Source organism: Vibrio sp. MM46 (assembly GCF_027587135.1).
Classification (GTDB): domain Bacteria; phylum Pseudomonadota; class Gammaproteobacteria; order Enterobacterales; family Vibrionaceae; genus Vibrio; species Vibrio harveyi.
This window is the reverse complement of the sequence record NZ_JAPPTO010000010.1, coordinates 108,275-121,818: the sequence shown is the minus strand read 5'-3', so window position 1 is coordinate 121,818 and position 13,544 is coordinate 108,275. Positions and strand designations below refer to the sequence as shown.

At 44.5% G+C, this 13,544-nt stretch carries 12 protein-coding genes; 3 read left to right on the top strand and 9 right to left on the bottom strand.

The window, feature by feature from the left end; all coding sequences use genetic code 11:
• Positions 1–99: 99 nt before the first annotated feature.
• The 9 genes from OH459_RS13210 to OH459_RS13170 all read right to left on the bottom strand — a co-directional run bounded on the left by OH459_RS13210 (position 100) and on the right by OH459_RS13170 (position 10,371).
• Positions 100–1,686, bottom strand: a complete 1,587-nt coding sequence (locus OH459_RS13210) for a PTS transporter subunit EIIC (RefSeq protein ID WP_005453012.1) — start codon at positions 1,684–1,686, stop codon at positions 100–102.
• A gap of 3 nt (positions 1,687–1,689) precedes the next feature.
• On the bottom strand, positions 1,690–3,096 hold the full coding sequence (locus tag OH459_RS13205; RefSeq protein ID WP_188014539.1) for a Sapep family Mn(2+)-dependent dipeptidase: 1,407 nt from the start codon (positions 3,094–3,096) through the stop codon (positions 1,690–1,692).
• 59 nt (positions 3,097–3,155) lie between these two features.
• A complete protein-coding gene (gene rpiA, locus OH459_RS13200; protein ID WP_017818469.1) occupies positions 3,156–3,851 on the bottom strand; it encodes a ribose-5-phosphate isomerase RpiA in 696 nt (231 codons plus the stop codon).
• A complete protein-coding gene (gene tkt / locus OH459_RS13195) occupies positions 3,851–5,848 on the bottom strand; it encodes a transketolase (RefSeq protein WP_269987087.1) in 1,998 nt (665 codons plus the stop codon). Before tkt ends, rpiA begins: the two co-directional genes overlap by 1 nt.
• Positions 5,849–5,860: 12 nt before the next feature.
• On the bottom strand, positions 5,861–6,814 hold the full coding sequence (gene tal, locus OH459_RS13190) for a transaldolase (protein WP_049534852.1): 954 nt from the start codon (positions 6,812–6,814) through the stop codon (positions 5,861–5,863).
• 4 nt (positions 6,815–6,818) lie between these two features.
• Complete coding sequence (locus tag OH459_RS13185; RefSeq protein WP_017189624.1) at positions 6,819–7,553, bottom strand: HAD family hydrolase; 735 nt, start codon at positions 7,551–7,553, stop codon at positions 6,819–6,821.
• A 23-nt stretch (positions 7,554–7,576) separates the two neighbouring features.
• On the bottom strand, positions 7,577–8,734 hold the full coding sequence (locus OH459_RS13180; protein ID WP_269987083.1) for an iron-containing alcohol dehydrogenase: 1,158 nt from the start codon (positions 8,732–8,734) through the stop codon (positions 7,577–7,579).
• A gap of 71 nt (positions 8,735–8,805) precedes the next feature.
• Entirely contained in the window at positions 8,806–9,516 is a 711-nt protein-coding gene (locus OH459_RS13175) for a ribulose-phosphate 3-epimerase (RefSeq protein WP_005453033.1), read from the bottom strand.
• Positions 9,517–9,525: 9 nt separating this feature from the next.
• Positions 9,526–10,371, bottom strand: a complete 846-nt coding sequence (locus OH459_RS13170; protein ID WP_045421774.1) for a Cof-type HAD-IIB family hydrolase — start codon at positions 10,369–10,371, stop codon at positions 9,526–9,528.
• A 212-nt stretch (positions 10,372–10,583) separates the two neighbouring features.
• On the opposite strand from OH459_RS13170, the gene ulaR reads away from it, so the two are divergent.
• The 3 genes from ulaR to OH459_RS13155 all read left to right on the top strand — a co-directional run bounded on the left by ulaR (position 10,584) and on the right by OH459_RS13155 (position 13,504).
• Entirely contained in the window at positions 10,584–11,360 is a 777-nt protein-coding gene (gene ulaR / locus OH459_RS13165) for an HTH-type transcriptional regulator UlaR (RefSeq protein WP_005453036.1), read from the top strand.
• A 291-nt stretch (positions 11,361–11,651) separates the two neighbouring features.
• Positions 11,652–12,092 (top strand): PTS sugar transporter subunit IIA, encoded by a 441-nt coding sequence (locus OH459_RS13160; protein WP_269987078.1) that lies wholly within the window; start codon positions 11,652–11,654, stop codon positions 12,090–12,092.
• 11 nt (positions 12,093–12,103) lie between these two features.
• Positions 12,104–13,504, top strand: coding sequence for a fructose-specific PTS transporter subunit EIIC (locus tag OH459_RS13155; RefSeq protein WP_005453038.1), 1,401 nt, complete (start codon positions 12,104–12,106; stop codon positions 13,502–13,504).
• Positions 13,505–13,544 lie beyond the last annotated feature (40 nt).

Genomic DNA, 13,544 nt, shown 5'->3' with positions numbered 1-13,544 from the left:
TTATATTTCCATATTTTGGGTACAGAAATCCCTACCCGTGGTGCTCGCACCACAGGAGGGTTCACTTGTTATTGGTTTTTTATTTGTAGGGGGGAATGATTAAGAGTCGACGCCCAGCGCTTCTTTAATACCTGACGCAATGGTAATAACGTTCGCACCGTAGATGACCTGAATTCCTTTTGGCATTCTCACCACGCCAATTGCATTCAGTTGTTTTTTCCAGACATCATCTGCTGCCGCTAACGTTTCATCATGTAGGGAAACCCTTAAGCGTGTGGCGCAGTTTGAAACGTTATCGATGTTCTCAGCACCACCCAGCGCTTTAATAATTTCGACTGGAAGACCTGCAGAGTTCTGCTCTTTTTTCTTCTTGAAGTCTGCTTTTGAGTAAAGAGCGATATCTGCATCATCGTCCTCTTCACGACCTGGTGTTTTAGAGTTGAACTTCAGAATCACGTACTTAAAGGTGTAGAAGTAAACAACGAAGTACAGTGGGATAATCCATAGCAACGCCCAAGCATGTACCTTCTCTGGCTGTAGTAGGTTTGGCACCATAAACAACAGTTGGTTACCATGAATAGAGACGCCAAACATCTCAGTAATGACATAAGCCAAACCATTTAATGGCACGTGCACAGCAAAGAACAAGAATGGTTGAACAAACAAGAAAGTGTATTCAAGTGGCTCTGTGATCCCGATAACTGCTGCAGTAAATACGGCAGGGATCATAATCGCAGCGACTTTCTTTTTGTTTTGTGGTTTCGCGGTGACATACATCGCATAAGCCGCACCTGTAAGACCACCAATCTGAATTGGAATACGACCACTAGTAAAGTTATGTGTGATGTAACCAGTTGCCTCAGGGGAGCTCATTTGACCATTCATGATATTACGTACACCTTCGTACACAACGCCATCAATTTCCATTACCCCACCCACACGAGTGTATTCAATTGGGAAGGCGATGAGATGGTGGAGACCAAATGGTAGTAACCCCTTATCAAACACGCCGAATAGGAAAGAGCCAAAGATACCCGAGCTAGTAATAAGCGTCGTGATAGATTGCAGCCCACCCGCGATCGGTGGCCAAGCATGATAAGCGACAAAGCTGATCGGCATAATCGCAAGATAAGCAAAGATTACGACAGCACGTGGACCAGAGAAGAAGCTCAACATTGCTGGCATTTCAAATTTGTAGAAACGGTTGTGCAGTGCCGCTGTGATACAGCCCACAATGATCCCGCTAAAGATCCCCATGTTGTATGAGAATACGCCTAGGTTTTCACCCCATAGTGAATTGAAATTTTGTGCGGCAACTTTGTCGTAACCCATGTTGTTAACAAGGTAATCAACACTGGTCGTTTCCGGTGTCCAGCCGTTAAAAGCGGCAATGGAACCAATCGCGACGTTGAAACACATAAACATGGTAAAGCCTGTAAATGCTGCCCAACCTTTTTCAGATTTTGACAAGGCAAAGGCTAAACCAATCGCAAAGAATGGTGGTAGGTTTCGCATTACCATCAAACCAAGATCGAGCATCAGTTTGAAGAACGCAAAAATGACAGAGTCTTGAGCTGACATTTGGTTTACAACGCCAGCGCCTATCCCTATAAAAATACCTGCAATGACCAGTACAATGATGGAAACCATCATACCGCCGGCAAGTGCTTGAACCTTATCTCTCATAATTTACTCCTGAAGTGATATGAGAACTTTCACGTATATCGTTATTGCTTTTATTAGTGACTCTAGGTTGAGCTGTTCATTTGGCTCGTGCACAAAGGTCACTTCTTCAGGGAAAGTTGGTCCAAAAGCTACTCCATGCTCCAATGCACGCGCGTACGAAGCCGCGCCTTTACTAAAGCAATTTGCATCCGTTCCAGTAACATCGGAATAAGCTTTCCCCATCGCTTGGATAAGGGCACTTTCGGGAGAGAGGTAGGATAGAGGTAAGTACTGATGTTCGACAAAGTTCACACCAGCTTGTTGGGATAAAGCCAGTAATTGGGAACGAACTCTCTCGATACTCAGTCCTTTAGGAAACCGAAAATCAAAATCCAAATTGTAGCCATGCGAATCCATGTTGATGGCAGAAACACAACACGTTGTGTATCCCATCTCATCATCGTTATGGTATAGACCTAACTTATGCCCGACGTAGTCATTTGCAAAGTGGGAATCAAGCAAGTGGACCAAGCTGGCAGAGTTTGGATCTAATCCTTCCACATGACGCATAACGTTGACGAACTTGTCCATGCAGTTATCAACTTTATGCGGGTTGCGGGATTTCTCCCACGGCGTTGAAATCTCAACGCGGTAATGTGACTGACAGTCAATCACATCAGCAAAAGCAGCAAACTGATGCGCTACTTTTTCAGCACTAGAGCCTGCCAATTCAAGCACCAAAAAGTGACAAGTGGATGTTCTATCTCGTTCACTCTCGATGCGTCTAATTTGGCATGCGCTATCACTGCTTCTGGCAGAAAATTGCTTCTCCAATGACGCATACAAAATACCCTTTTCACCGTTGACGATTGGGAAGTCGCCATCTGGAGAAAAACCATATTCTGGCTGCGGATTGTGTTGAAAGTAATGCTCTACACATTCCCAAGTTGTCTCTTCTGCACCACCAATAATGACTCTTATTTTCTTATTGAGAGGGACAGTAAGTTGTTTAAACAACTTGAGGATGTACAAGCTAGCAATCAGTGGACCTTTGTTGTCTGTTACGCCTCGTCCAAAAACCATGTTATCAATTTTAGTCATACGGTATGGCGGCGTTCGCCATAGCATCTCATCCCCTGCTGGCACCACATCAACATGGTGCAGCAGAGCGATTTCTTGATCACCTTGCCCAAAGCTTATATCCAAAGCATAACCTTGGTGATCACGCACTTCTAAACCTTCTCTTTCAGCAAATTTGATTAAGTAATCAAACGCTTGTCTAATTTGATAACCAAACGGAGCATTCTCTGTTTGTGTCGTCAAATCACGTACTGATGGAATAGCAACTAGCTCAGATAAATCGTTAAGTAACTCATCAATATGCTGTTCAAGATACTCGATTGCTTCTGTCGAAAACTTGCTTTCCATCATGTTTAATCCCTTAAATCCCTAGCCAAGAAGAGGTTATTAATAAACTTGTTATCAGGCTCTCAATTTACCGATAACCAACGAACGCCTTGTGTATTTGAAAACGCCATATAGTGCGCACGGCATTGAGAAAATATGCCATTCTCAACCACACCTGAAAGGGAGTTCAGTCGCTGTTCTAATTCGGTTGGCTCACTCATATCTAGACCAGAAACATCCAAAATAATATTGCCATTATCAGTAACGCAATCAGGGCGTTGCAAAGGACGGCCACCAAGGGATTTTAAGGCGAGAATAACTGGCATTTTCGCCGCTGGGAGGACTTCAATTGGCAGAGGGAATTTCCCTAGCGTCTCCACTAAACGTCCTTCATCTGAGATGGTGATAAAGCACTTAGTCATAGAGGCAATGACTTTTTCTCGCCCTAAAGCCGCGCCTCCACCTTTGATTGTGATGCCGTTTGTTAACCCTTCATCAATGCCATCAACGTAATAATCCACGTACAAGCAGTCTGCGAGAGGGATTTCTTTCAAACCTGAACTCTGGATGGCTTTAGAAGAGCGTTCTGAACTTGATACACAGTGAGCAAACGCCACGCCACTAGCTGCCAATAATTGGACAAATACTTCTGCTGTTGCACCTGTACCAATTCCAATAACCGTATCTGGAGTGACATTTTGTAAAATGTGGTCCAAGGCTGCTTTCGCAGCCTTGACTCTGACACATTCATCCACCGTATTTGTGATGAAAGTTTCCATTACGCGTTCTCCATCATACGCTTGGCAGTATCCACAACGTTTGCCACAGTAAAGCCGTACATTTCAAAGAGCTGATCAGCTGGTGCAGACTCACCAAAGCTCGTCATACCGATGATCTCTCCTTGTAAGCCCGCGTACTTAAACCAATAATCTCGAATACCAGCTTCAATCGCGATACGCTTGGTCACATTGGTTGGGAGAACGTGTTGTTGGTATTGTGCACTCTGCGCGTCAAACACGTCGGTTGCAGGCATCGAAACCACACGACAGCGAACATTGTTCAACTGCGCCTTTGCGTCCATAGCAAGAGCAACTTCAGAACCCGTGGCAATGAGAATAAGCTCAGGTTCACCGTCACAGTCGGACAAGATGTAACCACCTTTCGCGATGTTTTCTAATGTCTCCTCATCGCGCTCAAATTGAACAAGATTCTGGCGCGAGAAAATCAGTGAAGTTGGACCATCCGTTCTCTCGACAGCGGCTTTCCAAGCGACTGCGGTCTCGACTTGGTCACAAGGACGCCATGTGCTCATGTTTGGCGTTAAACGCAGTGATGCGATTTGTTCCACAGGTTGATGCGTTGGACCATCTTCACCCAAACCAATTGAATCATGCGTGTAGACAAAGATGCTGCGTTGCTTCATCAATGCGGCCATACGCAATGCATTACGTGCGTATTCCATAAACATTAAGAATGTGCCGCCATAAGGAATAAAACCGCCGTGGAGAGCAATGCCATTCATCATGGCTGACATGGCAAATTCACGAACTCCGTAACTAAGGTAATTACCTGAAGCATCCTGAGCGGTAATTGCTTTTGAACCAGACCAATTCGTTAGGTTTGATGGAGTTAGATCTGCCGAGCCACCTAGGAATTCAGGTAAGTGCGCGCCGAAGGCCTCAATCGCGTTTTGCGATGCTTTGCGAGTCGCGATAGTCGCAGGGTTGGCTTGCAAAGTTTTAATCACATCTTCACTGATTTGAGCCCAGTTTTCTGGTAGGTCACCCTTTACTCGACGATTAAACTCTGCTGCCAGCTCTGGGTATACCAATTCATATTCCACAAAGCGATTCGCCCATTGTGCTTCCGCATCTTTACCTGCAACTTTGGCATCCCACGCTTGATAGATTTCATGCGGGATTTCAAACGGGGCGTATTCCCAACCTAGGTTTTGACGTACTAGCGCTACCTCTTCTTCACCTAACGGTGCACCATGACAATCGTGGCTTGCTGATTTGTTTGGCGATCCAAAGCCAATAATAGTTTTACAGCAAATTAACGTTGGCTTACTGGTTTCTGCCTGAGCCTCTAGAATCGCTTGGCGAATTGATTGAGCGTTATGACCATCAACATCCGCAATGACGTGCCAACCATATGCTTCAAAACGTTTAGGCGTATCATCCGAAAACCATCCCTCAACCTCGCCATCAATTGAGATGCCATTGTCATCCCAAAACGCAATCAGCTTGCCTAAACCTAATGTGCCAGCTAACGAACAAGCTTCGTGGGAAATGCCTTCCATCATGCAGCCATCACCCATAAACACATAGGTGTGGTGGTCAACGATCTCATGACCAGGACGGTTAAACTGATCAGCTAATACCTTCTCAGCGAGTGCCATACCAACCCCATTGGTAATGCCTTGACCTAGCGGACCAGTCGTTGTTTCAATCCCCGGTGCATAACCATATTCTGGATGTCCCGCCGTCTTTGCATGCAACTGACGGAAAGATTGAATATCTGCCATCGTCAAATCATAGCCAGACAAATGCAATAAGCTGTAAATCAGCATAGAGCCATGACCGTTAGAAAGAATAAAACGGTCACGATCCGGCCAATTAGGGTTGGTGGGATTATGTTTTAGAAAATCACGCCACAGAACTTCCGCAATATCCGCCATGCCCATCGGTGCACCAGGGTGACCAGAGCCAGCTTTTTGCACCGCATCCATACTCAATACACGAATCGTGTCTGCAAGTTTATTTCGAGAGATCATCTTCACTGCTCCTTACAGACGTGCTTCAATCATTGCTTCTAGTTTGCCTTGGTCTACGGCAAAGTTACGAATACCCTCAGACAACTTCTCTGTCGCCATTGGATCTTGGTTCATTTCCCAACGGAACTCAGCTTCAGTCATTGCCGTTGGCGCAGGGTTCACATTCGTGCGTTGAGCATAAAGCTTTGGTTCAACCTCACCCTCTTGCGCTGCAAGTTGATCTAAGATTGCAGGACCAATCGTTAGACGATCACAGCCAGCTAGAGCGAGCACTTCGTCAGCATTACGGAAGCTAGCGCCCATAACCACAGTGTTATAGCCATGATCTTTGTAGTAGTTGTAAATCTTAGAAACCGAGACAACACCCGGGTCTTCATGTGGAAGGTATTCTTTTTGAACAGTATTGTTTTTGTACCAATCTAAGATACGACCAACAAATGGAGAGATAAGGAATGCCCCCGCTTCTGCACACGCTTTTGCCTGAGCAAAGTTAAACAGCAGCGTTAGGTTACAGTTAATGCCTTCTTTTTCGAGTACTTCTGCTGCACGAATGCCTTCCCATGTTGACGCCAGCTTGATCAAAATGCGCGCTTTCTCAATGCCAGCTTCTTGGTACATGGCGATCAATTTTCGCGCTTTCACCAAACTGGATTCTTTATCAAATGATAAGCGAGCATCAACCTCAGTAGAGATACGCCCTGGTACGGTTTTTAAGATTTCCACGCCGATGTTGACCGCCAATTTATCGCTTGCATCGATGATCTGCTGTGCTCTATCTGCGCTTTGTTTTTTCGCCCATTCAATCGCATCCACAATCAAGTGATCGTATTGAGGCATCTCTGCCGCTTTAAGCACTAATGAAGGGTTTGTCGTCGCATCTTGAGGCTGGAATGCAGCAATCGCATCAATGTCACCAGTGTCAGCAACAACCGTTGTGTATTTTTTCAATTGTTCTAATTTGTTCATAACTCTATCTCGATAAGTTGATAATCAATTGCGCTAGCGAAATTTGACTCATTGACGATAAAACAATGTCTGCATGCGAGACATCTAAGTGCTGAGTCAGGTAATTGGTTACCGCAACTGTTGAAATACCTGCCGCTCGAGCCGCTGTAACTCCTGGAGGAGAGTCCTCAAAGGCAATGGCTTGACTGGCAGAAACTCCGAGTTTTTCTAGGCTAGTGAGATAAACGTCCGGAGATGGCTTACGACGTTCAATCGAGATTTCTTCTGCTCCGGTGAAACAGTCAAAGTAATGTTCTAAATTCAGGCGCTTCAGAATCGGCATGTAATGCTCGTATTCAGAACTTGTTGCTAACGCCATCTTAAGCTCCATTTGCTTTGCTGTGTCTAGATAGCAGCGAACACCTTTTCGTTCTGTTTGAAGTGCAATCAGTCGATAAGCATGACTAAAGACTTGTTGTCTGATTTCATCATCAGATAACACTTGCTTTGAATGATATCGATAAAGGTCACAAAGAGAGGTTGCTGGTACTGAGCTCCCAACTAGACCAGCAACCTGGAGTGGCGAAACATCAATCCCGAATGGCTTCATTAGAGCTTCCCAGGCCCTAAACAAACAGGTTTCTGTATCGACGAGTAGACCATCGAAATCGAAGATTAACGCTTGAATATCACGACGTTTGATGTCCTCTCTATCCACATTCAACGCTGCAAATTTCATTGTTTTTACTTCGTTTTCCATGTTCTCAACCCCTTTTTGTTCTGCTATACCAAGCTGGCGTGCAGAATCGTTTTCATCTCTTCGCCCGTTGTCAAAGGTAGGTTGAAGCAGAACGCTGGTTCTAATGCCTTTACGTCTTCCTCTGTGACTCCTACCTGCGTTAGGTTGTGCTCTAAACCAATTTGCCCTAAAAACGTGACTAAGTGCGTTGCTAGCGATTGCGCTTTTTCTTCAGTGCTTCCCACGGCACCAAATAGCTCTGCAACTTTTGCGTAACGTTCTGGTTGTTTACGCCATTGCAGTTGAACATAGGCGGGATAAACCACCGCTAGTGTCAAACCATGAGGTAAATTCGTTTTTCTACTACCTAAGATTTCCCCTAGAGGATGCGGTGCGCCTGCGCCACCATTAGCCAAGGAGATCCCAGCCAACGTATCAGCGCTTGCCAATCGACAACGACCTTCGATATCGGAGCCGTTCTTCACAACAGCAGGCAAGTTTTCTACCACCAGCTTCATGGCTTCTAGCGCCAAACTATCAACTAATGGTGAAGGCTTTATGCCGGTGTACGACTCAAACGCATGTGAAAACGCATCAAAACCAGTCATCGCAGTCATACGAGGTGGTAAGGTCAGCATTAATTCAGGATCAATAATGGCTTCACATGGATAAAAATCAGGATGGAACAATGTCAGTTTTGAGTGGCTATCAAGATCAGTAATAACCGCTGCATGAGTAACCTGAGAGCCCGTTCCAGATGTTGTTGGTAGAGCAATCAAAGGCACAGTTGATGCTGGCAGCGCCTTAATATCACCAAAAGGCGAATCATAATTATTAAACCAGTGTGCCCAATCAATTGTGTCAACCTTCATGGTTGCTGCGATGATCTTCGCGGTATCGATCGATGAACCACCGCCAATGGCAAGTACAACGTCACAGTCAGCTTCGATACCAACTTGTCGTCCAAGCTCAACAACCGTCGTTGGCGGATTAGGTACAACGCCATCGAAGTGCGTTACATGAATATCTTGTTCGGCAAGCAAAGCAAAAATACGCTCATAAGCTGGTTTAACTGCTTCAAATATCGGTTCAGAGACAATCAAACAGCGTCGACCGTATTTGGCAATCATATGACCAATTTGGCTCACATTGCCCGGGCCAAAGCTCAGCTTAGTCGGTTGGTAGTGATTAAAATGTGTCATGGCAATTCCTTGGTTGGTGTCGAGCCGGAGCATTTAGAGGGGGAAGTTCAGCCCGACACCATTAACTCTAATTAAGCTAGTTCAGCGGCAACGGCTTCTTCAGCAGCATTCAGTGCAGCACGGAAATCTTTTACGCCAGCTGTAATGCCTTCTTTGTGACCGAAGATGTTGGTTGATGCCACCATCACATCAATGTCTTCTTTCAACAGCGGCTCTAGGTTGTGGTTACGGATACCACCGTCAACACACAATTCACAGTTAGGGTTACGCTCGTTAATTAGCTGACGCGCTTCGCGAATCATTTCAATCGCAGACTCACGCCATAACCATTCATCGTTGTTCACGCCATGAATAACAATGTGTAGTCGGTCTAGGTAGTAAATTGCTTCTTTAACGAAAGAGACAGGAGTAAAACAGCCAACGGTTAGACCAAACTTCATGTTGTAGTCACGGCAGTACTTCATCATGTACGCCAATGGCGCACCCAAGAAGTTCTCTGCTGGAAGAATCAGCATGTCTGCGCCAGCTTTAGCAATCTTTTCTACAAATAGACGATCACAATCTTTAAAGTAAGCGTGGACTTCGATTGGCTTATCCGTGTACTGACGAATACCTTCAACGATTTGATGACCACCCATAAGCTGCATGTTTTTCAAATCATGCATATCAGCAGCATCACAGTGAATGTAATCCGCACCCGCGTCAGACACTTCTTTTACGATATCTGCGATGTGGCCGTAATCTACGTGTGCAAGACCTGCTGCGATTTTTACTTTTTTCATTGTGTTTCCTTAATAGAAGTAAGAGTGTTGGCATGAATGCTGACCTTCAGACACGATCAATCTGAGGTACTGCCCAATGCCGCAACCGTTGTTATCTGTGACAATTAAGTTCGCTAACCCACGAATGGCTGGACTAGCGTTTTCCATTGCTACGGGTTCTCCAACAACGCGTAACATTTCTGCATCGTTGTCTCCGTCACCAAAAGCAATGGTGTATTTCGGATTCAGGTTGAGTTGATTAAGTAGGTGAAGAGTTGCGGTGCCTTTGTTCGCTCCCTTCGCTGTGATATCAAGCTTGTTCGGAGTTGAAAGATCGGCTTGTACATGATGATGAATCAGCACATCACGTAATTCACAGAGAGCGACTTTGTCTTCGCTAGAGACCAAGACTTTATATACATCACCACATTCATTAAGTAGTGAACGAACACTCGGTACAATTTTCATGTTGTCCTCAACGCCCAGTGCCAACATCTGTTGCTGAAGACCTAGGAAGTGTTCAGATTGTTGAGTCGCAAAAATGCCGTTTTCGCAGTAAAGCGTGAAATAAAACTGACCAATATTGAGAGTGTCGAGTAATGCATTGAGTACATTTGAACCAATGACTTGGCTATCGTTGATGCTGCCTTGAACAGGGTCAAACTGGTAGGCTCCATTACAGCAAATCATCGGCAGTTCAATGCCAAGCTGCTTGGCAAAAGGAAGCATCAGGTTATGTGGACGACCACTTGCTAATGTGACTTTATAACCTTCACTAATCGCAAGTTTGATCGCTTCGATATTGTTACTACTGATCTGATTATGGTCATTTAACAGTGTGCCATCTAAATCGATAATGATTGCTTGATACTTCATCTTGGTCTCCAATGACTCTTTGTGACGCAAAATGACTATAAACGGTCAAATAACGTCACGTAAAGTCATTTTTGACTTAAAATGATTCAAAATAAGCTAAAGATCACAAAAATCGGTCACAAACAATTCAAAAAACGTCATTTTGATTTTTTATTTGCTCAAAACGTCAAATTCGGTCAAAATTGGTCAAAACAAAAATCAAGGACTTAACTATGAATGAAGCTCAGCGTCATAGAAGGCTTTTGGAGTATCTAGAAAATCACACGTATATCAGCACGAGCGACTACGTTGAGATGCTTGATATTTCTCTATCAACAGCCCGACGCGACATAACAAAACTCGCAGAAGACGGGAAACTCACTAAGATCCGCAATGGTGCGGAAGTGATTAAATCAGAACAAGTAGCCACACAATCTCATGTTGCTTCTCATTTCATTCCTTCAGAAAAAGACATTGAGAATTTTGCAGCTAAATCTCGGATTGCCCAAGCCGCCGCTGAAATGTGTGATGAAGGTGATAGTGTGGTGGTAAGTGGCAGTAACACAACGTTATTGTTGGGTGACTATTTAGCTGGCAGCAACATTCAAGTGGTGACCAACTTTATGCCACTTGCTTACCAACTCATTCAGAAGAAACATTCTAGTTTGATCATTCTAGGTGGGCAGTATCTACCAGAGCGTCATATTACCATCTCACCAGATGCTGAAAATACTGACGACTATTCAAGTCGTTACGTTTTCTTCACAGGTACCGGTGTTTCGAAAGCTGGCGTGTACACTTCTGATCTCTTGGTTTACATGGCTGAGAAGAAACTATTGGAATACGGTGATCGTCTAGTAGCATTAGTCGATAGTAGCAAGATAGGCAAACACGGCGGAAAGCTTCTGGCTTCTGCCTCTCAACTTGATACCCTAATTACGGATCAAGGTGCCGATGAAACAACACTTAAAGCACTAGAAGAAGCTGGCGTTCAAGTAATTACGGTATAGCAACGTATTACCATAGACATAACAGCCGGAAGCAACAGTCATGTTCTTCCGGCTTTTTCAATTAATATTTGATTCCCTTCTCGTTTATTTTCAAGCTTCATTATTAATTTCAAAATAAATGGAATATAAGTCACAATACTAATTCCCTTCTAGCTCATTGATATTAATGACTTCTATCACACTTAGCTCTCAGTGATACAAAAATATAGTTATTGGATTTTTTTTACTATTTCAGAAAACCGTAACATTAATTAAATTTGCCTCATTACTTCAGTACCAATGAGTCAAAAAATGATTACAGAACTAACAAACGTCAATTTAATTAAAGGCAACCTTCAAGCAAATAATAAAAAAGAAGTCTTTGAAGAGCTAGCGCAAATGCTATTCGAAAATAATCGAATCAGCAGCAAAGAGGCTTTTTTAACCGACATCGAAGCACGTGAAGCATTAAGCGTGACTTCAATGGACGGTATCGCCTACCCACACGCAAAAAGCAAAGCGGTTACAGAGCCTGCAATCGCTGTTGGCGTAAAGCGCGAAGGCATCGAGTATGGCGACGAAGAGGGAGTCAAACCGACCGTATTCTTCATGATTGCCTCACCAGATAACGGTGCCGACCACCATATTTATGTTCTTCAAGAATTATTCGGTAAATTTAGCGAAGATTTTATTGAAGATATTCATAACGCAAAAGACGAAAACCAAATACTAAATATTTTAATTAATTCATAAGGCGTGAAATTATGAGTACAATCACAGCTCAAGCTAGTAATAATAGCGATTTCAAAAAAATCCTAAGTACCATGAAAGGTCACCTTTTATTCGGTACTTCTCACATGCTTCCATTTATCGTTGCGGGTGGTGTACTACTGGCGCTGGCGGTAATGGCATCAGGTAAAGGTGCGGTTCCTGCGGACGGTTTATTGGCTGATATTTCTAATATCGGTATTAAAGGTCTGGTGCTGTTCCCAATTATTCTTGGTGGCTTCATCGGTTACTCGATTGCAGACAAACCAGCTCTAGCACCAGCGATGATCTCTTCTGGCATCATGGCTGACATGGGCGGCGGCTTCCTTGGTTGTATCGTAGCGGGCTTCATCGCAGGTGGTGTGGTATTCCAACTTAAGAAGATCCCTCTTTCTGCTAACATGACTGCGTTGGGCGCTTACTTCATCTACCCTCTACTAGGTACGCTTATCTCTGCAGGTATCGTTCTATGGGGTATCGGTGAGCCAATCAAGATCTTCATGGCTTCTATGAACGAATTCCTAGCTTCTATGGCTGGCGCTTCTAAAGTGGTTCTAGGTACGATTCTTGGTGGTATGACTGCATTCGATATGGGTGGTCCAATCAACAAAGTAGCAACGCTATTCGCTCAAACTCAAGTTGATACTCAACCATGGCTAATGGGTGGTGTTGGTATCGCAATCTGTACGCCTCCTCTAGGTATGGCGCTAGCAACATTCCTATTCAAGAAGAAGTTCACTAAGCAAGAACAAGAAGCAGGTAAAGCAGCAGCAATCATGGGTTCTATCGGTATCTCTGAAGGTGCTATCCCATTCGCAGCAAACGACCCTGTACGCGTTCTTCCTTCAATCGTTGCTGGTGGTATCGTTGGCTGTGTGTTCGGCTTCCTAACAGACGTACTACTACACGCACCATGGGGCGGTCTAATCACGGCACCTGTATCAAGCAACATCCCAATGTACGTTGTGGGTATCGCACTAGGCTCACTAACAACAGCAGTTATCGTTGGCTTCTGGAAACCAGTTGCTGAAGAAGAAGCAGAAGACGAAATCGTTGAAGCAGCACCTGCACAAGCTCAAGCGGCTCCAGCAGCAGGCGAAGGCGAGTACGACATCGTAGCAGTAACATGTTGTCCATCTGGCGTAGCACACACATTCATGGCAGCGAAAGCACTAGAGAAAGCAGGTGCAGCAGCAGGTCTGAAAATCAAAGTAGAAACTCAAGGTCAAAACGGTATCCAGAACCGCATCACTGACCTAGATGTAGCAAACGCGAAGCTGGTTATTCTAGCTCACGATATCCAAGTAAAAGACGCTCACCGCTTTGCAAAAGCAAACGTTGTTGAGTGTTCAACGAAAGAAGCGATGCGTAACGCAGCGACTCTTGTGAAAGCTTAAACCTTAAGCTCCTCCCCCTAAGAGCCCTTTCCCCCAAAGG

What these genes read in the sequence shown, in the direction of transcription:
- rpiA (WP_017818469.1), bottom strand. Translation starts at nt 3,851, where the DNA reads ATGGAAACTTTCATCACAAATACGGTGGATGAATGTGTCAGAGTCAAG.
- OH459_RS13185 (WP_017189624.1), bottom strand. Translation starts at nt 7,553, where the DNA reads ATGGAAAACGAAGTAAAAACAATGAAATTTGCAGCGTTGAATGTGGAT.
- OH459_RS13175 (WP_005453033.1), bottom strand. Translation starts at nt 9,516, where the DNA reads ATGAAAAAAGTAAAAATCGCAGCAGGTCTTGCACACGTAGATTACGGC.
- tal (WP_049534852.1), bottom strand. Translation starts at nt 6,814, where the DNA reads ATGAACAAATTAGAACAATTGAAAAAATACACAACGGTTGTTGCTGAC.
- OH459_RS13155 (WP_005453038.1), top strand. Translation starts at nt 12,104, where the DNA reads ATGAGTACAATCACAGCTCAAGCTAGTAATAATAGCGATTTCAAAAAA.
- OH459_RS13180 (WP_269987083.1), bottom strand. Translation starts at nt 8,734, where the DNA reads ATGACACATTTTAATCACTACCAACCGACTAAGCTGAGCTTTGGCCCG.
- tkt (WP_269987087.1), bottom strand. Translation starts at nt 5,848, where the DNA reads ATGATCTCTCGAAATAAACTTGCAGACACGATTCGTGTATTGAGTATG.
- OH459_RS13210 (WP_005453012.1), bottom strand. Translation starts at nt 1,686, where the DNA reads ATGAGAGATAAGGTTCAAGCACTTGCCGGCGGTATGATGGTTTCCATC.
- OH459_RS13205 (WP_188014539.1), bottom strand. Translation starts at nt 3,096, where the DNA reads ATGATGGAAAGCAAGTTTTCGACAGAAGCAATCGAGTATCTTGAACAG.
- OH459_RS13160 (WP_269987078.1), top strand. Translation starts at nt 11,652, where the DNA reads ATGATTACAGAACTAACAAACGTCAATTTAATTAAAGGCAACCTTCAA.
- ulaR (WP_005453036.1), top strand. Translation starts at nt 10,584, where the DNA reads ATGAATGAAGCTCAGCGTCATAGAAGGCTTTTGGAGTATCTAGAAAAT.
- OH459_RS13170 (WP_045421774.1), bottom strand. Translation starts at nt 10,371, where the DNA reads ATGAAGTATCAAGCAATCATTATCGATTTAGATGGCACACTGTTAAAT.